Raw genomic sequence first — 23,496 nt, 5'->3', positions numbered from 1 at the left:
AACTTGTGATGAATCCCGGGAATGCGAGGCGAGTTGACCGTTCAGACCGGTACACTTCGCCCTACGCATTCCAAAGTTCATCGAAACATGACGACACCCGATTTCCAGACACCGACACGCGCGCCTTCCGATGTAACCCAGCCCCCTCCGTCTGCACCGCTGACTCAGCAACGCATCGATGACGAACCTTTGCGGCTGGTCACAAGCTTTAACGACATCTTCGTCGTCATCGCTTCATGGCTGCTCTCGTTCGGCACGGTGTGGCTCACGGCTTCGCTGCCTTCCTGGCTGCAAATGCTCATCGCCGCAGCGATCACTTGGGGCTTGTCCGAGATTTTCGTGCGACGTCGCCGCATGGCGCTGCCTGCGCTCTGCTTTTCTTTCAGCTTCGTGAGCACGGCCGCGATGCTCGGTTTCGGGAACGCTTCGCTGCTGCATCAGGGCGGAGAAAGCGTGCGCGCATCGATGACCTGGTGGACGCTCGTCGGCACCTGCGTCAGCACGGCGCTCGGCGCCGCTCTGTTCTGGTGGCGCTTCCGGGTGCCCGCAGTCATTGCGATGGGTGTGGCGGGTATTGTCGCCGTCGTGTGGGCGCACGTGCTCGTACTGACCGAGAACGACGGCTGGTTGCTGGTGGCGAACGTCGTCGTCGGGCTGGCGATCTTCGTGTGGGCACTTCGCTGGGATGCGCAGGACCCGCAACGCACGACCATCCGCTCCGATGTCGCCTTCTGGCTGCATCTGCTCGCCGCCTGCATGGTGACGCATCCGATCTTCTGGATGCTCGCGCCGAATCACCCCGGCGCGGTCATCGCCGTGTTCGTGCTGCTCACTGCCGTGTCGCTCGCCATTGACCGTCGCGCGCTGATGCTGTCGTCGCTGCTGTACGTCATGAGCGCAATCTTGCGCATGTTCATGACGCCTGGCTCGGATGGCGACGAACTCTACACGCACTCCAGCATGTCGCTGCCAGCCACGGCGGTGATCGTCGGCGGCGTGCTTCTGTTGCTCTCGGTGTTCTGGCAACCGTCGCGCCGGGCAGTGCTGCGCCTGCTGCCGTCGGCGTGGCGCGCAAAACTGCCGCACTGACGCGCATTCGCCGTCTAACGCGAAAAAGGCCGCGCCGGATCGTCCCGGCGCGGCCTTTTTTCATCTCACCCGCATCTCCCCCGCCCTTCACCCGTATTACTGAATCGTCACTCGCTCCAGCACCTTCATGTAGTGGTCGAGCGGCGGCGTCTGCATACCTGCGATCTTCGCGCGGTCGTCCCAGCGGCGCAGGCGAAGCGCGCTTTGCGCATGCTCGCGCGCGAGAAACGTCTTCGCTTCTTCGTCGCTGAACACGCCACCTTGCAGCGCGAGGCTGCGCACCGAATCTACCGACAGCTTGCCGTAGTAATCGGGATCGATCGCGCAAAGGCAACGCTTGGCGTCCACATGCAGACGAATCGGATCGAGGACCGCGTCGCTGAACAGCGGCCTGAGGAACGGCAGTGCGAAGTATTGATGCAGATCGTCGATGCCGCGCTCGGTGGGCGTTTCGCCCTGAAGATTGAGCAGATGGCCGAGATCGTGAAGGAAGCTGGCGGCGACGAGCGCCTCGTCGGCGCCCTCGCTCTCGGCAAGCGCGCCGCTTTGCAGCGCGTGCTCCAGTTGGGTGACGGGTTCGCCGCTGTAAGCGATCGAACCGAATTTATCGAACAGGGTGCGGATGTCCGGCAGGCTCAGGGCCATCGTGAGAACTCTCGTTGTCATCGCGAGAATCGGGGGCAGCCCCGGCAGCGGCCGTCGCGACATCGGCAAACGCCGCCAGCTTCGACGCCTTCGTTTCCTTCGGCGTCTTCATATCCTTATTGTCCTTGCCGTCCTTGGCTTCCTTCGGCTTGTCGCGCATGCGGCTCTTGCGCAGCGCGCCCGCGTCGTCGAGCACCGGATACGCCGTCGAACAGAACAGCGAATTCAGACGCTTCATGTCGCTGATGATGTCCAGATGCAGCGAAGACGTCTCGATACTCTGCACCGACTGGCCCGCCAGACGATTCAGGTGGGTGTACGAATACGCGCGCTCCAGATCGCGGAAGCTCTCCTTCTCAGCCATCAGCCGCTGCGCGCTGCGCAGATCGGTATTGAGGAACACCGACAAGCCGAGTTGCAGGTTCGTGACCAGCCGGGCGTGCATGTCGCAGATCTCCTGCAAACCCGCCTCCGAGAACGACAGCTTGTGCGAGATCTTCTTCTCCTCGACCTCCACCACCATGCGCTCGATGATGTCGCCCGCATGCTCCAGATTGATCGTGAGCGAGATGATGTCCGTCCAGCGGCGGCTGTCCTGCTCGCTGAGGTTTTCGCGCGACACGCGCGTCAGGTACATCTTCACCGCGGTGTAGAGATGGTCGACGTCGTCGTCCAGACGACGTGTCTCTCTCGCGCGCGCCACGTCGTTACTCTTGATGACGTAAAGCAAACCGTTGAGCATCTGTTCGATGAGGTCACCCATGCGCAACGTTTCGCGCGTGGCATTGGCCAGCGCTACGGATGGCATTTCCAGCGCGCTCTCATCCAGATGTCGGGCACGCGTCACACCATCGGCTTCCGGCTTCTCAGCCAACAGGCGCACGCACAAGCGCGCCATCGGCTCGGTGAACGCGAGGCAGACGAGGCAGCGAACGAGGTTGTACAGCACATGGAAGTTGACGACGGCTTGTGCCGGAGCGTCCGAAAGCCAGTTCACCAGCATCGGCGCGTAGTCGACGAACGGCAGCACGATCAGGCAGCCGATCAGCTTGAAGATAAGGCTGCCGAACACCACACGACGTCCCGCCGCATTCTGACCGGCCGACGTCAGCATCGCGAGCATGCCGCTGCCGAGGTTCGCGCCGATTACGAGACACAGCGCCACTTTGAGCGAGATGACGCCGGAAGACGCCAGCGTGGCGGTCAACAGCACGGCCGCAAGGCTCGAATACGACACCATCGCGAAGAGCGCACCGATCAGCGTGTCGAGCATCACATCGCCCGTCAGCGAGCCGAACAGCACCTTGACGCCGGCGGCTTCGGTCATCGGCGTGGTCGCACCCACGATCAGTTGCAACGCCAGAATGATCAGCCCAAGACCGATGGACACGCGACCCAACTGGCCTGCGCGCGTTTGCTTTCGTGAGAGGAAGAAGATGACGCCGAAGAAGATCAGCAGCGGCGAGAGCCAGTGCAGATCGAACGTCAGGATCCGCGCCATGAGGGCTGTACCGACGTCGGCGCCCAGCATGATCGACAGGGCAGGCGCCAGCGCGATCAGCCCTTGCGCGCCGAACGACGACACGATGAGCGCGGTCGCGTTACTGCTCTGCACGAGCCCCGTGACGAGCACGCCCGCCGCAAAGGCGAGGAAGCGGTTCGAGATGCTGTGCGACAGAATGCGTCGCAGGTCGGCACCGTAGACGCGCAGGACCCCGGTACGCACAATGTGCGTCCCCCAGATCAGCATCGCCACGCCGGAAAGAAGGTTGAGCAGTGTCAGCATGCCAGTGTTCCGTGATCTTATTGTCGACGGGACAGGCAGCGCTTCGCGCCGCCAAGATGACGCGTGCCCTGGTTTGCCAAACCGGCATCCCGCGTCAGTCCAACACTGGCGTCGGGATGCGTATGAAGTTCACGCGTCATGCGTATCCCCAATCGACACACCGTACACCAATTTGACCAGCGCAACAATCCTGTCATCAAATTGTCACAATTTTTGCGCTGGTTCTGCTACACCTCGCTCAGACGCCCCACGGCAAGGTGAAGGTTTTGGTGTTCGTGAAGCTTTTCATCGCCTCCTGAACCCCTTCCTTATAGCCAAGCCCGGAGTCCTTGATACCACCGAACGGCGTCAGTTCGATGCGATATCCCGGCACTTCCCACACGTTGACCGTCCCGACCTGCAATTCGTTGGTAAAACGCGTCACATAATCAAGCCGGTTCGTGCAAACGCCTGACGACAGGCCGAACGCGGTGCCGTTGGAGATGGCGATGGCTTCGTCGATGCTGCCGAACGTGATGATCGGCGACACCGGCCCGAAGGTCTCTTCGCGCACCACGGTCATCTTCGGGTCGACACGGTCGATCACCGTCGGCGAATACAGTGCGCCCTCGCGCTTGTTGCCGACCAGCAGACGTGCGCCCTGCGACACCGCTTCGTTCACGCGCGATTCGAACAGGCGCGCGGCCGCTTCGTCGATCACCGTACCCATGTCGTTGTCGCCATCGGCCGGATCGCCATACTTCCACGCCCGGGTCTTCTCGACCACGAGTTCGGTGAACTGCGCGGCGATGTCCTTGTGCACCAGCATGCGCTTGACCGCCGTGCAACGCTGTCCCGAGTTCTTGTACGACCCTTGCACCGCGAGATCGCTGGCACGTTCCAGATCGGCGTCCTCCATCACGATCAGCGGGTCGTTGCCGCCCAGCTCCAGCACGATGCGGCGATAACCCGCCTTGGACGCGATGTACTTGCCGATCGACACGCCGCCCGTGAACGTGATCATGTCGATGTTCTCGTTCGTGATCAGCTCGTCGGCAATCTCCATCGGATCGCCCGTGATCACCTGGAGCATCTCCGGCGGCAGACCGGCTTCGTAAAGTGTGTCGGCCAGATAGTACGCAGAGAGCGGCACCTTCTCGGACGGCTTGAGCACCATCCGGTTATTCGTCGCAATCGACGGCGCGACCTTGTGCGCCACCTGATTCATGGGGTGATTAAACGGCGTGATAGCCGCGATCGCACCCAGCAGCGGCTCGCGCTGCGTGACCACACGACGCTTCTTGCCGTGCGGCGTGAGATCGCATGAGAACGCCTGCCCGTCGTCCTTGAGCGCTTCGCCAGCGGCAAAACCCAGCACGTCGGCGACGCGGCCGATTTCGTAGACGGCGTCTTTCTTGCAGAGCCCCGACTCCATCGTGATGATGGCTGCCGCCTCAGCCGTGCGTGCGCGTAGCAGTGCGGCCGCCTTCTCCAGAATGTTGGCGCGCTCGAAGCGCGTGAGCGTGGAGCGGTACTGCTTGGCAATCGAGAACGCGCGACGCACATCGTCGAGCGAGGCTTTCGGCACGGTGCCGACCAGATCGCCCGAATACGGATTGAACACTTCGATGATCCGTTCGCGGGTCACTTTTTCGCCACCGATGCGAAGCGCTTCGGCGCGGAACTCGGGGTGCAACTTGTGCGGCGCGTTCATGGGGTTCTCCACTGCGTCTCTAACTGGACAGGGGCCGGGTCGTTCGAACGTTTTTCTGGTTCGCTCGACCCTGGCGCTAATGCTCTGCTCTTGGGTCAGACGTCAATCCAACGTGGCTCAAACGTGATTCAGCGCCACATCGAGAATGTCGAAGTTGCGAAGTCGCGCCTTGCCCGGAATCCCTTCGGTCTTGCGATTGAAGAGCAATGGCACCGTCTGCTCCGAGATACCACCGTGCGAGCGCAGCGGCACCGTCAGTCCCGACAGATCGTGGCGGCTCGCGCTGGTGCCCAGCACCACCGACTGATCGCTGACGACTACCAGATCGCCCACGCGATCGGGCGGCAGCTCGAAACGCACGCAGGCTTCGGCATTCGTCAGCACCACTTCAATGCCCGGCAGTGCGGCGATGCGTGCACGAATGGCGTCGCGATCGGCGTCGTTCGGCAGATAGATCGTGGCGTAGGAACCGAGCGCACCGTGGTGCACGACATACGGGTCGGTGATCGGCAGGATCACGCGAGCGCCGCCGGCTTCCACGCCCTTGCCGAACCAGTCGTCGAGCAGGTCCTGCAAATAAATGACGTTAGGCTGTCCGGTCTTCGGATCGTGCTTGGCATTCATGCCGTGATCGGCGGTCAGGCCAATCACCGCACCGAGCTCATCCATCCGCGCGAGGTATTTGTCCATCATTGCGTAGAAGGCGTTCGCGCCGTCCGTGCCCGGGGCCCACTTATGCTGGATGTAGTCCGTCGTCGAGAGATACATCAGGTCGATGTGACGCGTCTCCAGCAGGCGCACGCCCGCCGCGAACACGAACTCCGAGAGTTCTGCACTGTAGACGTCCGGGACCGGCATGCCGACGAGGTCCACCACGTCTTCGATGCCGTTCTCTTCGAGTGTGACCTGATCGGCTTTCTCCGACGAGAAGCAGATGCCCTTCATGCGATAGCCGAGCAACTTGCGCAGCTTGTCCTTGGCGGTCACGACGGCGAGGCTCGCACCCGCGTCGGCGGCCGCTGCAAACACGGTGCCCGCACGCAGGTAGGCAGGGTCGTTCATCATGACTTCGGCGCCACGACCGCCGTTGGCGGCCGGGTCGAAGAAGTAGTTGCCGCAGATACCGTGCACGGCGGGGGGCGCGCCGGTCACGATCGACAGGTTGTTCGGGTTGGTGAACGACGGCACGACACAGTCGCCCTTGAAGACGGCGCCCTCGGCGAGCAAACGCTTCAGATAGGGCGCAACGCCTGCGGCGGCAGCGGCTTCGATGTATTCGAACTGGCAACCGTCGACGCATACGATGACGGTCGGTTGCTTCGGCAGGCGGTACTGACGGCCGTTCACTTGAATCTGTGCGGGCTGGTTCACGTCGGTTCTCCTCAATAACCACTCAGTTGACCGCAATGGGCATCGCGTTTCGTGCGATGGCCTGCATGCGGCCGAAATATCAACAAGACAAATCTTTAGCCCGCCTTCGCCTGCGGCGCAGCCCCCGACGCACCCGACGCACCGGGCGCACGCGCGAGCATTTCGCGAATACGCGTACGGCCTCGCACCAGGTGGTCGCGCGTGACTTGCGCGGCACGCTCGGGATCGCGCGACGCAATCGCGCTCACGATGTCCCGGTGTTCACGCTCCGACTTCGGCGGCGCGGACGAGTCGCCCGTCAGCGCTTCATGACGGAACAGACTCAGTTCTTTGACCAGACGGCGATACGTTTCCAGCAACTTGCGGTTGCCGACCATCTCGACGAGCGCATCGTGAAACGCCAGATTCAGCTGGTAATAGCCCTCGCTGTCGCCGTTTTCTACCGCGTGATGCATCGCCTCGACGGATTCACGCAGGCGCGTGAGTTGCTCGGACGTGATGACCTCGGCCAGCGTACGGGCAACGTACTCGTCGAGCACCGCACGCAGCGCGTAAATCTCTTCGGCCTCTTCAATCGAGATGACCCGCACGAAGACGCCGCGATTCTTTTCGGTTCGCAGCAGGCCCGCTTCTTCGAGCGCCCGAAACGCCTCGCGCACCGGACCGCGCGACACACCCAGGCTGCCCGCCACCTCGATCTCGTTAAGCTTGGTCCCCGGCGTGAGCGTGCCTGCCATGATCTGGCGCTCGATTTCATGCTGGACGAGCGTGGTGAGCGACTGGCTCTGCAACAACTCGATTGCGGTTGGCGATGTGGGCTTCGGAGTCATACCGGCCTTCCCTTTTTCAAAACAGTGCTCTGGACATTGATGCCATCGCGTGACGTCGGTGCGTCGGTACACCAGCACCGAAACACAAACCGCCGCGCCATCGACACTTGGCAATTTGTGGCATCACGTGATTATTTTTGTTGTTGACATTCAAGCACAGCAATTTGTAGATTGTCAACAAAACACATCCGACATTGCAGACAGATTTTGCAACACCGTCGGGTCGAGTCGATTGCGGCAACGACAAAACCCTATCTGAATCAACGATTTCCATACTATTGGAGGTATTTGACGAACAGATGACAATAGCCATGGGTTTCAAGAAAACGACATAATTTGCCAATATCATGCAACAAATCGCCTCACAGAAGGCTGTCGAGTGTACTTACAACGCGACTCTGATCGCGACCCACAGGAGCCATCCATGAATTCATCCTTGCGCCGTGCCATGCGCGCTGCCGCCGTCCTCGCCGCAGGACTCGTCTGCGCTGCACAGGCCGGTCACGCGCTCGCGAAGACCACGCTGACCGTCTATACCGCGTGGGAAGTCGAGGTCATGCGTCCGTACGCCGAAGCGTTCCAGAAGGCGAATCCAGACATCGAGATCAAGTACGTGCGCGACTCCACCGGCGTAGTCACGGCCAAGGTGCTCGCGGAAAAGGCCAACCCACAGGCGGATGTGATCGCTGGGCTTGCCGCGTCGAGCCTGGAACTCATCAAGCAGGAAGGCTTGCTCACGCCGTACACGCCCAAGGGGTTCGATCAGCTCACGCGCGCCTATAGCGACAAGGCCAATCCGCCATCGTGGGTCGGCCTCGACGTGTGGGGCGCGACTGTCTGCTTCAACACCGTGGAAGCGGCCAAGCGCAATCTGCCCAAGCCCACGTCGTGGGAAGACCTCGCCAAGCCCATCTATAAAGGGATGATCGTGATGCCCAACCCGGCCACGTCCGGCACGGGCTTTCTCGACGTCACGGCCTGGTTGCAGATGTTCGGCAAGGACGGCGGCTGGAAGTACATGGACGCCCTCGACAAGAACATCGTGAAGTACACGCACTCGGGCTCGAAGCCGTGTCGCGACGCCGGCGCAGGCGAGTACCCCATCGGCATTTCGTTCGAATTCAATGCGCATCGCACCAAGGCGGCGGGCGCGCCGATCGATCTCGTGTTCCCCAAGGAAGGGCTGGGCTACGACATCGAAGCGGCGGGCATCGTGAAGACGACCAAGAAGCTCGACGCCGCCAAGCGTTACATGGACTGGCTCGCGAGCAAGGAAGCCAACGAGATGTACGCGAAGGACTGGGCCATCGTGGCCTACCCGGGTGTCGCGAAGAAGTTCGACACCATTCCTGCCAATTACCCCGACATGCTCGTGAAGAACGACTTCACGGACATCGCGAAGAGCCGCGAGTCGGTGCTTGCCGAGTGGCAGAAGCGCTACGGCGCGAAGTCGGAGAAGAAGTGACGGCGTGACGATGCAGCGTGCGGCCCGTATCGATCACGCCGCACGCGCATTCATTCACACCGGCACACCGGCACACCCATGCAGGAGGTCTCCCGAATGAGCGACGATACGTATCTCCACTTAGCAGGCATCCACAAGCGCTTCGACAGCACCGTCGTGCTGCATGACATTCATCTCACCGTGCGACGCGGCGAAATGCTCTGCTTCCTCGGTCCGTCGGGCTGCGGCAAGACCACGTTGCTGCGCATCATCGCCGGACTGGAGGCGCAGACGCAGGGCACGCTGTCGCAAAACGGAAGGGACATTTCGTCGTTGCCGCCGATGCAGCGCGATTACGGCATCGTCTTCCAGTCGTATGCACTCTTTCCGAATCTGAGCGTCGCGCAAAACGTGGCGTACGGACTGACGAACCGTCGCGTGCCGCGTGCCGAGCGCGACGCGCGCGTGGCCGAACTGCTGGCGATGGTCGGGTTGCCCGATGCAGGCGGCAAGTTTCCCGGTCAGCTCTCCGGCGGCCAGCAGCAACGCATTGCGATTGCCCGCGCACTCGCGACCTCGCCCGGTCTCTTGCTGCTCGACGAACCGCTCTCAGCGCTCGATGCCCGCGTGCGCGTGCGTCTGCGCAGCGAGATCCGCGCGCTGCAGCAACGGCTGGGCATCACCACGATTCTCGTCACGCACGATCAGGAAGAAGCGCTGTCGATGGCCGACCGCATTGTCGTGATGAACAACGGCGTCATCGAGCAGGTCGGCACACCCGGTGAGATCTATCAGCATCCGGCCACGCCGTTCGTCGCGGACTTCGTGGGCAAGACGAACATCCTGCCCGCGCGTCTGGGTGAAGCGGGACGCGTTCACGTCGGGCAGTACGAGCTGACGTGCGGCACGCTCAACGGCTGTCGCTCTGGCGAAGACATCCGCGTCTTCTTCCGGCCGGAGGACGTGCGCGTGCGCGATCTGGACGACCTCGACGACACCGCCAACGTGTTCGACGGCAACGTCGAGAAGATCGAGTTTCTCGGCGCATTCTCGCGCGTGACGCTGCGCATGCACGCCTGCGACCACGCGCTCTACGCCGACCTCTCGCCTGCGGACATGCAGGCCCTGCAACCGGCGACCGGCGGCGCGTTGCGCTTCTCGGTGCCGAGCGCCGCCGTGCGCGTCTTCCGTCAGGGGTAGCCACGATGAGTTCCTTAAGTTCAGCAGGCTCGACCCTGACGGCCAACCCGCAAAGTCACAGCGCGTCGGCATTGCCCACGACAGCGGATCGGCCGCCGCCATCGGCGGTTCGCCCGGTGAGACTCGCCTCGCACTGGACGGATCGTCTCGCACAGGCACTGCTGCTTGTCGCTGCCGCAGCGGGCGTACTCTTTCTGCTCGCGCCTATGGCCGCGATTCTCGTCAAGAGCGTGCAGGACAACGACGGACACTTCGTCGGGTTGCGACACTTTCGCGAGTACTTCCACTCCCCTGCGCTTTTCGGCTCGATCTGGAACAGCGTATGGATCTCGATGGTGACGACCTGCATCACGGTGCCGCTCGCTTTCATCTTCGCGTACGCGCTCACGCGCAGCTGCATCCGTCACAAGACGCTGCTGCGCAACATCGCACTGATTCCGATTCTCGGCCCAACGTTGCTGCCCGCCATCTCGTTCATCTTCTGGTTCGGCAATCAGGGGCTGCTGCGTCCGTTCATGGGCGACGTGGACATCTACGGCCCGCTTGGCATCGTGATGTCGCTCGTGAACGCCACGTTCCCACATGCGCTGATGATTCTGATTACGGCGCTCTCGCTCACCGATGCACGGCTCTATGAAGCCGCCGATGCACTCGGTACGCCCGCACTGCGACGCTTTCTCACCATTACGCTGCCCGGCGCGAAGTACGGGGTCATCAGCGCGGCAATGATCGTCTTCACTTACGCAATATCGGACTTCGGCATTCCCAAGGTCATCGGCGGCGATTTCAACGTGCTGGCCACCGACATCTACAAGCTGGTGATCGGACAGCAGGACTTCTCCAAGGGCGCGGTCGTCGGGCTGGTGCTGCTGGTGCCCGTCGGCATTACGTATCTGGTGGATTCGGTCGTGCAACGCAAGCAGCAGGCCCTGCTCAGCGCGCGCGCCGTGCCCTATGTGCCGAAGCCGTCACGCGGATTCGACTGGCTCATGGCCGCGATGTGCTGGGGAATGGCCGCGATCATGCTCGCGATTCTAGGCATGGCGGTGTACGCGTCGTTCGTGAAGTTCTGGCCGTACAACTTCAGTCTGTCGCTCGGTCACTATCGCTTCGGCCTGATCGAAAGCGGCGCAGTGGATTCGTACGTCAACAGCTTGCAGATGGCGTTCTGGTGCGCTGTGTGGGGAACGGCAGCGATCTTCGTCATCGCCTACCTCCTTGAGAAGACGCGCGGCATGGCGTGGGTGCGCGGCTTCATCCGCATGATGGCCGTGCTGCCGATGGGCGTGCCGGGGCTGGTGCTGGGTCTGGGCTACATCTTCTTCTTCGTCTCCGAAGCGAACCCGCTGCACAACCTGTACGGCACGCTCGCCATTCTGGTGATCGTCAACGTCGTGCATTACTACTCGTCGAGTCACCTCACGGCCGTCACGGCGCTCAAGCAGATCGACCCCGAGTTCGAGTATGTGTCGGCGTCGCTCAAGGTGCCCTTCTACCGCACGTTCTGGCGCGTGTCTGCGCCGATCTGCCTGCCGTCGATCATCGACATCAGCCGCTATCTCTTCGTCAACGCGATGACGACGGTCTCCGCCGTTGTCTTCCTTTACTCCGCAGATACGTCGCTCGCATCGGTCGCCATCGTCAACATGGATGAGACCGGGTCCATCGGACCTGCCGCCGCGATGGCGACGCTCGTGGTGCTGACGTCGATGCTGGTGTGCCTGCTCTATTACGGCGTGCAGATCGTGGTGGAGCGCTACACGCAGGCGTGGCGTCGGCCGTCCGGCAAGGTGCAGGGCACGCGAAGCGGACATTGAAGTTGGTTTTGGTCGCTCATTTTGCTGACTCACTTTGGTAGTTTCCCCGCTTAATAGGAGGCGGTCATGATTCTCGGTCAGGAACCGATTCTGCTCACCCCCGGCCCGCTCACCACGTCGCCGGCCACCCGACAGGCCATGCTGCGCGACTGGGGTTCGTGGGACGCCCAGTTCAATCGCATCACCGCGTCGCTGTGCCGCGATCTGGTGGACATCGTGCACGGTGGCGACGACTACGTCTGCGTCCCGCTGCAAGGTTCCGGAACGTTCTCCGTCGAAGCGGCCATCGGTACGCTCACGCCGCGCAACGCCCGTATTCTCGTGCCGGATAACGGTGCGTACTGCCAGCGCATTCTGAAGATCTGCCGCTATCTGGGCCGCGACGCCGTCGCCCTGCCCATCCCCGAAGATCAGGCAGCCAGCGCGGCGGCCATCGACGAAGCGCTCTCGCGCGATCCGTCGATCACGCACGTCGCACAGGTTCATCTCGAAACCGGCGCGGGCGTGCTGAACCCGCTGGCCGATATCGCACGGGTCTGCCAGAAACACGGCAAAGGGCTGATCGTCGACGCGATGAGTTCGTTCGGTGCGGTGGAAATCGATGTGCGTTCGATGCCGTTCGACGCGTTGATCGCCGCGAGCGGCAAGTGTCTGGAAGGCGTGCCGGGCATGGGCTTCGTCATTGCGAAGAAGACGGTGCTCGAAGCGAGCGGCGGCAACAGCCACTCGCTGGCGATGGACTTGCACGACCAGTACACCTACATGCAGAAGACCACGCAATGGCGTTTCACGCCGCCGACGCACGTGGTCGCTGCGCTGCGCGCGGCCGTCGATCAGTTCCTCGCCGAGGGCGGACAGCCGGTGCGCGGCGGGCGCTACCAGAGGAACTGCCGTGCGTTGGTGGACGGCATGGCCTCGCTGGGCTTCCGTCCATTCCTCGACGCAGAGGTACAAGCGCCCGTCATCGTGACGTTCCATGCGCCGACCGACAGCAAGTACGACTTCAAGGCGTTCTACGCGGCCGTGCGCGAACGGGGTTACATCCTCTACCCCGGCAAGCTCACTCAGATCGAGACGTTCCGCGTCGGCTGCATCGGTGCCATCGACGACAACGAGATGCGTAACGTTGTCACGGCGATCTCGCAGTCACTGGCGTCGCTGGGCATTCGTCGGGTCGCGCCGCTCACGCGTGCTGCGTAGGTAGGGACACGTCGTTGTTTGTCGTCTTCCGTCGTACGACGGCGAGTGACCCAAGCGGTGGCTCGCCGTCGATGACTTAGGGAATCGTCCGAAACTCTGCTTTTCTTGCGGCGCTGCAACGGCGTCGCCTCGTCCTTCACAAGGCCGCGCATGGCCTTGATTCCCCGACCAAATCCCGTATTCCGCGGTGTCACTTGGCGGGCCTCGTCAGCGCCATGGCCCGGGCACTTTCCCATCGCGCTTTCTAGAATGGCCCGCACATTTACCGCGCATTAACGCGTCGTCCCGCAGCCCTATCACTGCACCGCTGCTGTCGTCGCTTCCCCCCCGAATGCCGCCGCCAAGGGCGCGTTGCCATCGCGCATCGCCCTTTCTGCACTCCATGCTATTGGGAACCGGAGCACGATGAACAAGCACCTCTATCGTTTGGTCTGGCGGCGTTGCCGCGTCGATGTCGTCCCCGCGCCGGAGACAGCGCATCAGAATGCGGGCGCGCCGGCGTCGCGTGTGCGGCGTGCAAGATGGTTTCGGGTCTTCCCAACGACTGTTCCGCCACTCACGCTTACGCGCCTATGCCTTGCCTGCATCGCGTTGCTCGGCGCATTGACCCCGACATCGTCCTGGGCGACTTGCACGGCTGCCGGTAACGTCGTGACGTGTAGCGGCGCGGCGAATCCGCTCGCGCCGTCCTATTCGAATGCCGCAAGCAACTTGCAGGTCACCGTCAACAGCAGCGCCGGTGTCGGTGTTCTGCTCGGCGTTGGCGGCACGGCGTTGTCGCTCACGGGGAGCAACGTCACGCTCGTGAATGGCGGCACCATCGACCCCTCGCTGCTGGGTGGCATCGGGTTGCTCGCCTCTGGCACCGTAATCGGCAACGGCAATGCCGGTGGCAGCACGCAGACCGTGACGAATAACGCGATCATGCGAGGCACGGTGGGGGTGCTGGGCGTCAATCTGCCGGGGCTGACGGGTTTGGCGTTGACTGTGCAGAACGCCACCGGCGGCACCACGACCCTCAACAACAGCGGCACGCTGGGGGCCACGCCTATCCTCGGGGTCACGCTCACGGGGAACGGCAGCGCACCAGTGGTGGCGGCGTATGGGGGCGCGGGCGTCAACTTCTCCAACACGGGGACGATTCTCGGACGCGTAGCCTTTCAGCCCAACGGCACGACGGGCGCAGGCAATACGTTCAGCAACGAAGGCACGCTAAGCGGCAGCGTCTCGCTCGGCGCGAACAGCAACAACACGTTCACAGCGGTCACCGGTTCGACGTTTAACGACGGCGGCAGTACCGGTATCGGCGCCCTTCCCGTCGTCGGCTTCAATCTCGGCTTCGCGGCGGCGGGCGTGATCGACGGAGGTGCAGGCGGCACCAACGCGCTGGTGCTTCGCAACGCCGCCAACAATGCGACCACGACGGGCACCGGCACGCTTAACGGCGCAAGCTACGTGAACTTCACTAGCGCCACCGTGAATGGCGGCACGTGGACGTTCACCGGTCCGCTAGCCGTCACGTCGACAACGCTCAACGGCGGCCTCGCCGTGTTCGACAACGCAGGCAGTTTCGGCACCGGCTCGCTCACGGTCAACGGTGGGGCCATGCAAGCGGCCAGTGCGGGGCTAACGATTGCCTTGCCAACGACGCTGGGCGCCAACGGCCTCTCTGTCTCGGGGGCCAACCCGCTGACGTTGGGCGGTGTCGTCGGCGGTACCGGCAGCTTGTCGCTGAGCGGTACGGGAAGCCTCTGGCTCTCAGGCATCAACACTTACGCCGGCGGGACATTTCTCTCGAGCGGCACGCTCGTCGCGGGCAGCAACGCAGCGCTCGGGAGCGGCACGGTTCAGGTATCGGGCACCACCGGCGTACTCGACGCCAACGCACCGGTATCGCTCGCCAACACGATTGCCATCGGTGGCGGCAGTACGTTGACGCTCGGTGGCAGCGCAGCGCTCACGCTGTCAGGTCCGATCGGCGGCAGCGGGAGTCTGGCCAAACAGGGCGCACAGACCGCCACGCTGACAGAGGCCAATACGTTCAGCGGGGGCGTCAATGTCGTGGCGGGAACGCTGGCGTTGTCGGGCGCGGGCAGCTTGCAGATCGGTGGCACCCCGCTTGCGCTTTCCGGAGCGGGCGCCGTCTTCGATATGTCCGCCGCGAACGGCGACAGAACCGTCTCGGGATTGTCCGGCGTAGGCAACACGCAAATCGCGCTCGGTGCCAATAATCTGACACTCGGGAGCAGCGCCAACAGCACGTTCTCAGGTGCCATCGGCGGCACCGGCGGCATCGTGAAAACGAATGCCAACACACAGACGCTGAGCGGCGCGAATACCTTTACCGGCGGCACAAGAATCAACGCGGGCGGCATTACGCTGGGTGCGGGTGGCTCACTGGCCAGCAACGGTGCGGTGTCTCTGCTGGGGGGAGGCACCACGTTCGACATCAGTCAGGCGTCGGCGCAAACGATCGGCGCGTTGTCGGGCATCGCCAACACGTCGATCGCGCTCGGCAACAACGCACTGACGTTTGGCGATGCGACCAATCAGACGTTCGCCGGAGCGTTCACGGGCAGTGGCGGGAGCCTCGTCAAACAAGGCACAGGCGTCATGACGCTTACCGGCACAAGCACTGCCGGGGGCGGGATTAACGTGCGCGCAGGCACGTTGACGCTTCAGGGGGCTGCCTTCGCCAACGCCACCCCGCTTGCGTTGACAAGCAGCACGTCGACGCTGGACCTCTCCACCGCGGCAAACATGACGTTCGGTGCGCTCTCCGGCGTTATCGGATCAACGGTGCTCATCGGCAATCAGACGCTGACGGTCGGGGATTCGGGAAACACGACATTCGGCGGCACGATTTCCGGGACCGGGGGTATCGTCAAGCAAGGCACCGGCTCGCTGCTGCTCTCCGGCGCGCAGACGTTTACGGGTGGCATTGACGTCGCAGCGGGACGACTGGCGCTTCAGGGGAATAATGCGCTGGCGGGCAGTAACGTCGTCACGCTCGCCGATGGTGCGACGTTCGACATCGGCGGCGCGGGACCGGTCTCCATCGGCTCACTGATTGGCACAGCCAACAGCCTGGTCACACTGGGTAGCAACACGCTCGCACTCGGCGATGCGGCGAGCCAGACGTTCGCGGGCAGCCTCGGTGGCACTGGCGGCATCGTCAAACAAGGCACCGGCACGCAAACGCTGACCGGACAGAATGCCTTCACCGGTCAGATCACCATCAATCAAGGCACGCTCGCCCTCGGCGGCACGGGCACGCTGTCGGCGAATCCTGTGAGCATCGCGGGCGGCGCGGCACTCGACATCAGCAATGGCGAGAACCAGACGATTCGAGCGCTCTCAGGCGCGTCCGGCAGCACAATCAATCTCGGCGACAACACGCTCTCCTTCGGCGACGACACCGATCAAACGTTCGCTGGCACGCTGACCGGCACCGGTGGCGGCATCGTGAAGTTCGGGAACGGCGCACAAACCATCACGGCTCAGCAGACCTTTACGGGGAGTGTCGTGGTCGGTGGCGGTTCGCTCGTCATCGGCGCGGGTGGCGGATTGTCGGCGCAAAACGCTGTGACGCTCGGCGATAGCTCGACATCGCTGGACATCAGCGCCGCCGGTCCACAGACCATCGGCTCACTCAGCGGCGGCACGGCACAGGTGCAGTTGGGTGCGAACACGCTGACCTTCGGCGACAACACGGGGGAAACGTTTAACGGCAGCATTCACGGCACCGGGGGGGTGATCAAGCAAGGCGGTGGCGTGGAAACGCTTGGCGGTGCGAGCGACTTCTCCGGCGGCGTGACGCTCAAGGCTGGCGGACTGCAATTGGGCAATGCGAATGCGCTGGGCACCGGTACGCTCGTGCTCGCCGACCAGACCACGCTCGACACGACGCAAGCACTGACGCTCGCCAACAACATCACACTCATCGGCACGTCTGCGGTGCTTGGTAGCGCGGATCTGACGCTGACTGGTGCCCTCTTGGGTGGCGGCGCACTTCAGAAGTCGGGCGCGGCGACACTCACGATCGCGGGGAGTGGCACATGGGGGGAGGCACCACCATCAACGACGGGGTGCTCGCGCTCGGCAGTGCAGGCTCGTTGGCCGCGCGAGGGGCTGTCATATTGGGCGGCCCGACGGCAACATTCGACCTTAGCGGTGCATCCACGGCGCACACCATCGGCGCGCTATCGGGCAGCGGCGGAACAATCGCGCTCGGCACCAACACCTTGCGCTTCGGCGACGCCACCGATCAGACGCTCGCCGCCACGATCACGGGCACGGGCGGACTCGTCAAAAAGGGCGCGGGCAAACAAACACTCACCGCAACGCAAACGTATGCGGGAGCCATAAACATCGCCAACGGAACGCTCGCACTGGGCGGCGGCGCAGCGCTTCAAGGAGCCAATGCGCTCACGCTGAGCGGCGTCAACAGCGTGTTCGATATCAGCGGCGGTGCGGCGTCGACCATCGGCCCTCTGAGCGGCGTGACCGGCAGTGCGATCTCGCTGGGCGCACGAACGCTGACGTTGAACAACGCGACCGACGCAACTTACAGCGGTGCGATTCATGGAACCGGTGCGCTCGTCGTCTCGGGCCCCGGTATCCAGACGCTCTCGGGTGCCAGCGATTTCTCCGGCGGCGTGCGTGTCGCGTCTGGCGGACTGGTCGTCGGCAACGACCTCGCGTTGGGCACAGGAGCGGCTACCTTTGGCAGCAATGTGACACTCGACAGCACACAGGCGGTCACGCTCGGCAACAGCGCCACGCTGCTTGGCACATTGACCGTCCTCGGCAGTGACGACCTCACCCTCAATGGCGCGCTGTCGGGAAGCGGCGGCATCACCAAGTTGGGTAGTGCCACGCTCACGCTTGGCGGTAGCAACACGTATGCGGGTGCGACAACGATCAATTCGGGCACGCTGGCGCTCGGTGCCGGTGCATCGCTCAATGCCACTGGTACCGTGAGCGTCGCCAGCGGCGCAACGCTCGATCTTTCCGCTGGCAACGGAACGCAAGTGATCGGTGCAATCGATGGCGCTGGCACTGTGAACATCGGGGCACTCGTCACCGAAATTGGCGGCGCGGGCAACGATACGTTCAGCGGCGGACTCACCGGCACGGGATCGGTCGTCAAGATCGGCGCGGGCACCGCAACGCTCACAGGACAGAACACCTACACAGGCGGCACCGTCATTCAGGCGGGAACGCTGGCACTCGCCGGCGCAGGCGCGCTCGCCACGGAGGGTGCTGTCACCCTTTCCAACGCAGGATCGACGTTCGATATCTCGGGCGCTACCGGACCGCGAACCATCGGCGGACTCGCTGCCGATGCAGGCACGCAGATCAGATTGGGGGCCAACACGCTCACGTTCGGTGACGCGACGACGCATACCGTCGCGGCGGTCATCAGCGGGGCGGGCAACCTCTTGAAGCAAGGCAGCGGCACGACGACATTGCTCGGCACGCAACAGTACACCGGTACCACCACAATTTCCAACGGCACGCTTGTGCTCGGGGCCGGGGCCAGCCTCGCGCCGGGCGCGTCCGTGGCGTTGACCGGAACGGGTGCAGTGCTCGACCTCAGCGCGGCGGGGAATCAATCGCTGGGACATCTGTATAGCGTCGGCGGCAGCGTCGTGCTGGGCGGTGGCAGTTCGCTGACGGTCGGCAACAACGATAACGACACGCTCGCGAGTGCCATCTCCGGGACCGGCGCGCTGATCATGGACGGCAGCGGCCAGCTTACGTTAGGTGCGCGGAACACTTTCACGGGGAACGTCCGCGTGAATAGCGGCACGCTCGCTCTGGATGCCAATGGCTCGCTGTCGAATACGAACGATGTGACGGTAGCGTCCGGCGCGACATTCGATGTGAGCGCCGCCGCGACGCCCGTCATCGGATCGCTGAGCGGAATCGCTGGCAGTACCGTCGACTTCGGCACACGGACGCTCACGCTGGGCAGCACCGACAACGCCGTATTCAGCGGCGCGCTCAACGGCACCGGTGACCTCATCAAACAAGGCAGTGGCACACAAACGCTGAACGGTGGTGTCGCATTGACGAGCGACGTGCGTATCGACGCGGGTACGCTCGCGCTTCGCAACGGCGCGCTGCTCGGCGGCATGAACGCCAATCTCAACGGCGCAACGGCCGTCCTCGATCTCTCTATGGGTCCCAATCAGACCGCTGCGTCGGTCAGCGGCGTCGCAGGCAGCACTCTCGATCTCGGCAGCACGAAGCTGACGCTTTCCGACGCTGCAGGCGGCGCACTGGCGTCCAACATTCACGGCGCAGGTGGCAGCCTTGTGAAGCTCGGCAGCGGCGTTCAGACGCTCTCCGGGAATAGCGATTTCACTGGCGGCGTCGACGTTCAGGCGGGCGGCATTTCAGTGGGCAGCGACACGGCGTTGGGCATCGGCACAGTGAGCTTCGCCGATGGCACATCGCTTGACGCCACACAGGCCAGCACGCTCGGCAATCAGATCTCGCTGAGTGGCAATCTCACCGTCGTCGGTACGAACGACCTCACCCTTAACGGCGCGATCAGTGGTGCAGGTGGCATCACGAAGAACGGCGCGGCGACACTTACGCTCAACGGTCAGAACACGTATGCCGGGGCGACCAACGTCAACGCCGGGACGCTGGCGCTCGGCGCGGGCGCGAGTCTGAATGCAGCGGGTGTCGTCGATGTGCAGACCGGCGCGACCTTCGATCTGTCGGCGGGCAACGGCACGCAAACGTTCGGCGCCCTCACCGGCGGCGGCAACGTCAACATGGGCAGTAATACGCTGGAGGTCGGCGCGAACGGGCTGAACGAGACGTATAGCGGCGGCGTGATGGGCACCGGCAGTCTGGTGAAGGTCGGAACCGGTGTCGAGACGATGACCGGCTCGAACACCTTCACTGGCGGCACCGTCGTGCAGGCGGGAACGCTCGCGCTTGGCGGGGCGGGCACGCTGTCCCCCACTGGTGCAGTCACATTGCAGAACGCGGGCGCGACACTCGACATTTCGGGTGCGGACGGCAACCGCGCGATCGGTGCGCTGACTGCGCAGGCGGGCACCCACGTCACACTCGGGGGCAACACGCTGACATTCGGCGATGCATCGGGCCACACCGTGAGCGGTACGATCAGCGGCACGGGCGGCATCGTCAAGCAAGGCAGCGGCACGCAAACACTCCTCGGTCAGCAACAGTTCAGCGGCACGACCACCGTCGCAGACGGCACGCTCGCGCTCGGCGCGACCGGTCAACTGGCCAACGGGGCGAACGTCGCGATCACGGGCGCGAATGCGACGTTCGATATCGCGGCGGCCGGTAATCAAACGCTCGCGACACTTGCGGGCACCGGCGGTACTGTGAACGTTGGCGGTAATACGCTGACCTTCGGCGATGCCACCGATCAGACGCTTGGCGCAGGTATCGCGGGCACCGGCAGCATCGTCAAAGCCGGTGCAGGCACGCAGACGTTGACAGGACAAAGTACGTTCACCGGTGGCATCGACGTGGCCGGCGGCACACTGGCGCTCGGGGCTGGGGGCGCGCTTGGCGGGGCGAACGACGTCATGCTTGCGGGTGGCACCGCGCTCGACCTCTCAGGCGCAACGACGCCGGTCACCGTCCGGGGACTCGATGGTGCGGCCAACACCACTGTCTCGCTGGGCGGGCAATCGCTCACGCTGGGTGGCGCCGCGAACAACGCCTTCGACGGCAGTATTAGCGGTACCGGTGGTATCACGAAGCAAGGGGGCGGCACGGTGACGCTCGGCGGAAACAACACGTTCTCAGGGCAGACGACGGTGTTCGGCGGCACGTTGAAGTTGGGAGCGTCCGGGCGTCTCGGCAACACTTCGGGCATCTCGCTTGGCAACGCAGGGTCTACGCTCGACGCATCCGCCACGACGGCACCGCTCGTGCTTGCAACGCTCGACGGCGACACCGGCACGCAGGTCATTCTGGGCAGTGGCGGACTCACGACCGGCGACACCGGCAGCCACGTCTTCAATGGCACGCTGTCCGGCGCGGGCGGGCTGGTCAAGAACGGGAGCGGCTCGTTGTCGTTGGGCGCAGCCAACACGTTCACCGGGGGCACAACGTTGAACGCGGGCACGCTAACCGTCGGCAACAGCGCTTCGCTCGGCACTGGCGGCCTTGCCGTCAACGGTAGCGGTGCCCTCAGTGCGAGTGCGCCAGCGACCCTCGCGAACGGCATCACACTCGGCAACGGATCGACACTGTCCGTCGGTGGCACCGCTCCGCTAACACTGAGTGGAAGCATTTCCGGCAACGGCGGCTTGTCGTTGAACAACCCGCAGGGCATCACGCTCGGTGGCTCGAACACCTTCACGGGCGGCACAACGGTGAACGGCGGCGGCGTCACCGTAACGTCGCCCGGTGGGCTGGGCACCGGCGGGCTGAGCGTCGCACAGGGCAGCGTGACGACACAAGGCGTCAACGTCACACTGCCGTCGCTGAACGGCACGACGCAGGGCGGACTCACGATTAACGGCGGTTCGGTGTCCGTGGCGTCGGGCAATTTCCCTGGCAGCGTTTCCGGCACGGGCGGTCTCACGAAGACCGGCGGCGGTACGCTCACGCTGGGTGCGCAAAATCCGTTGTCAGGACCAACGACCGTCGCGGGCGGCACGCTGGGTATCGGTGGACTGCCCAACTCACCGGTCACCGTCCAGACAGGGGCCACGCTGACGACGCCCACACCGGCCAGTGCCGGTGGCTCAGGTGCAGGCGCACAGACCGGTCCCCTGACAGGCGCGAGCGGGAGTCAGATCGTCGTCAGTTCGCCGGGGTCGACGCTCAGCGTCGGTGGCAACCTCACGCTTGCGCCAGGGTCGACGTTGCAGGTCAACGCGGCACCCGGCACAGCGCCGAGTCAGGTCAGCACCACCGGCAGCGCCACGGTCGGCGGCAGCAGTCTCGTCGTCAATGCGGCACCGGGTACACAACCGGCAGATGCATCGGGGGCCGTCATCGTGTCGGCGACGGGCGGCGTCTTCGGGCAATTCGCGTCGACTTCCACGAACCTCCTCTACCTCACGCCACAAGTCAGCTACACGCCAACCTCCGTGTTGCTGACGTTCGCGCCGAACGGTACCCCCCTGCCCGCCGGTGCCGTCACGCCGAATCAGCGCGCAGTGGCCGCTGCGGTCGCATCGCTGGGCACAGGCAGTGCGCTCTATCAGACCGCGCTCGGCCTGACGGCCGCCAACGCGCCCGCTGCATTCGAAAGTCTCGACGGGAGTCTGCACGCCTCGGTGGCGTCGATGCTGCTGGGTCAGTCGCAGATTGCACGCGACGCGGTCTCGCAGCGGCTGCGCGACAGTCTCTCGCTTTCATCAGCGTGTGATGCAGCGGCATCAAGCGATGACATCTCGGGCAACCGCATGACGTCACCGGATCAGCGCGACGATTGCCGTTCGCAAACGCGCGCGACACAGGCATGGGCTTCCGTCTACGGCAATGACGGGCAGATGCGTAACCGCTCTGTCGACGATGGCGGCTCGGGCGCGGCGACGCTGCACCGCCGTGGCATGGGTGTGCTCGCCGGGGTGGATGCGCCCTTCGCCGATGCATGGCGCGCCGGTGTGTTTGGCGGACTGGGGCACAGCACGTTCAATACAGGCGCCAGCGCGTCGGGTAACAGTAACGACGCGCAGATCGGCGCTTACGTGAATCGGCGCTTCGGACGTCTGGGCGCCACGGTCGGCGGCGCGTACGGCTGGCAGCAGATCAGCACGCAACGTGCCATCGCTATCGGCCCCGTTGCACAGACAGCACGGGCGAAATACGACGCTGCCGTATGGCAAGTGTTCGGCGAAGCGGCGTGGCGTGTCGATGCTGGGCCCGTCATTGTCGAGCCTTTCGCAAACGTGGCTTACGCACGCGTGCGTACCGACGCCTTCGACGAATCCGGCAGCATTGCCGGGCTCCATGCCGATGAGCAGTCGCACGGCATCACGTTCTCCACAGCAGGCCTGCGCGGTGAAATCCCCTTCGCCACGGGGGCCGGGTCTGCCGCATCGGGACGCGTACGACTGTCTGCCGGGTGGCGTCATGCTTACGGCGCGAACACTCCGGATATGCAACTGGCGTTCTCGGGGACGTCAGCCGCCTTCACGGTGGGGGGCGTGCCGATTGCCCGTGACGCGGTGGTCGTCAGTGCCGGTATCGATGCTTTCGTCAGCGATGCCGTCACGCTCGGCGTGAGCTACTCAGGTCAGTTTGGCGGCAAGGTCAGCGACAACTCGGTGTACGGCAACGTCAACTGGCGCTTCTGATGTGTCATGTCCTATCGTGGGGACTCGCCTGTAACAAGCGCCTCCGGTAAGCTCCGAAGTATTGCGCGCCCGCTCAGCGCGAGCGGCGGGCGCTCACGCGATCACCAC

12 protein-coding genes are annotated in these 23,496 nt (G+C 63.9%); 7 read left to right on the top strand and 5 right to left on the bottom strand.

Going from position 1 to position 23,496, the window contains the following annotated elements:
• The first annotated feature begins 87 nt into the window (after positions 1 to 87).
• On the top strand, positions 88 to 1,089 hold the full coding sequence (locus NA29_RS02985) for a hypothetical protein (RefSeq protein WP_150777147.1): 1,002 nt from the start codon (positions 88 to 90) through the stop codon (positions 1,087 to 1,089).
• 96 nt (positions 1,090 to 1,185) lie between these two features.
• Here the strand turns inward: NA29_RS02985 and NA29_RS02980 are convergent, their stop codons facing one another.
• From NA29_RS02980 to NA29_RS02960, 5 genes are all read right to left on the bottom strand, one after another.
• Positions 1,186 to 1,734 carry a phosphonate degradation HD-domain oxygenase gene (locus NA29_RS02980; protein ID WP_039395601.1) on the bottom strand — a complete coding sequence of 183 codons (549 nt, stop codon included), beginning with the start codon at positions 1,732 to 1,734 and terminating at the stop codon, positions 1,186 to 1,188.
• Positions 1,694 to 3,520 (bottom strand): Na/Pi cotransporter family protein, encoded by a 1,827-nt coding sequence (locus tag NA29_RS02975; protein WP_072633178.1) that lies wholly within the window; start codon positions 3,518 to 3,520, stop codon positions 1,694 to 1,696. The genes NA29_RS02980 and NA29_RS02975 overlap by 41 nt, the downstream gene beginning before the upstream one ends.
• Before the next feature lie 238 nt (positions 3,521 to 3,758).
• On the bottom strand, positions 3,759 to 5,213 hold the full coding sequence (gene phnY, locus NA29_RS02970) for a phosphonoacetaldehyde dehydrogenase (protein ID WP_039395597.1): 1,455 nt from the start codon (positions 5,211 to 5,213) through the stop codon (positions 3,759 to 3,761).
• A gap of 117 nt (positions 5,214 to 5,330) precedes the next feature.
• Positions 5,331 to 6,584 carry a phosphonoacetate hydrolase gene (gene phnA, locus NA29_RS02965; RefSeq protein WP_039395594.1) on the bottom strand — a complete coding sequence of 418 codons (1,254 nt, stop codon included), beginning with the start codon at positions 6,582 to 6,584 and terminating at the stop codon, positions 5,331 to 5,333.
• 95 nt (positions 6,585 to 6,679) lie between these two features.
• Complete coding sequence (locus tag NA29_RS02960) at positions 6,680 to 7,414, bottom strand: phosphonate utilization associated transcriptional regulator (protein WP_039395590.1); 735 nt, start codon at positions 7,412 to 7,414, stop codon at positions 6,680 to 6,682.
• Between the two features lie 424 nt (positions 7,415 to 7,838).
• Here NA29_RS02960 and NA29_RS02955 point away from each other — a divergent pair, with 424 nt between their 5' ends.
• The 6 genes from NA29_RS02955 to NA29_RS26200 all read left to right on the top strand — a co-directional run bounded on the left by NA29_RS02955 (position 7,839) and on the right by NA29_RS26200 (position 23,388).
• Entirely contained in the window at positions 7,839 to 8,879 is a 1,041-nt protein-coding gene (locus NA29_RS02955; RefSeq protein WP_039395587.1) for a putative 2-aminoethylphosphonate ABC transporter substrate-binding protein, read from the top strand.
• A 96-nt stretch (positions 8,880 to 8,975) separates the two neighbouring features.
• Positions 8,976 to 10,058: a putative 2-aminoethylphosphonate ABC transporter ATP-binding protein gene (locus NA29_RS02950; RefSeq protein WP_039402161.1), complete on the top strand. Its 1,083-nt coding sequence runs from the start codon at positions 8,976 to 8,978 to the stop codon at positions 10,056 to 10,058.
• 5 nt (positions 10,059 to 10,063) lie between these two features.
• Positions 10,064 to 11,875 carry a putative 2-aminoethylphosphonate ABC transporter permease subunit gene (locus NA29_RS02945; RefSeq protein WP_084103415.1) on the top strand — a complete coding sequence of 604 codons (1,812 nt, stop codon included), beginning with the start codon at positions 10,064 to 10,066 and terminating at the stop codon, positions 11,873 to 11,875.
• A 66-nt stretch (positions 11,876 to 11,941) separates the two neighbouring features.
• Positions 11,942 to 13,075 carry a 2-aminoethylphosphonate--pyruvate transaminase gene (locus tag NA29_RS02940; protein ID WP_039395584.1) on the top strand — a complete coding sequence of 378 codons (1,134 nt, stop codon included), beginning with the start codon at positions 11,942 to 11,944 and terminating at the stop codon, positions 13,073 to 13,075.
• Between the two features lie 651 nt (positions 13,076 to 13,726).
• A complete protein-coding gene (locus NA29_RS25445) occupies positions 13,727 to 17,443 on the top strand; it encodes a beta strand repeat-containing protein (RefSeq protein ID WP_167370884.1) in 3,717 nt (1,238 codons plus the stop codon).
• Positions 17,362 to 23,388 (top strand): autotransporter-associated beta strand repeat-containing protein, encoded by a 6,027-nt coding sequence (locus NA29_RS26200; RefSeq protein WP_257125726.1) that lies wholly within the window; start codon positions 17,362 to 17,364, stop codon positions 23,386 to 23,388. The genes NA29_RS25445 and NA29_RS26200 overlap by 82 nt, the downstream gene beginning before the upstream one ends.
• Positions 23,389 to 23,496: the final 108 nt, after the last annotated feature.

It is taken from the genome of Pandoraea sputorum (assembly GCF_000814845.2).
Classification (GTDB): Bacteria; Pseudomonadota; Gammaproteobacteria; order Burkholderiales; family Burkholderiaceae; genus Pandoraea; species Pandoraea sputorum.
This window is presented reverse-complemented; position numbering and strand designations above follow the sequence as displayed.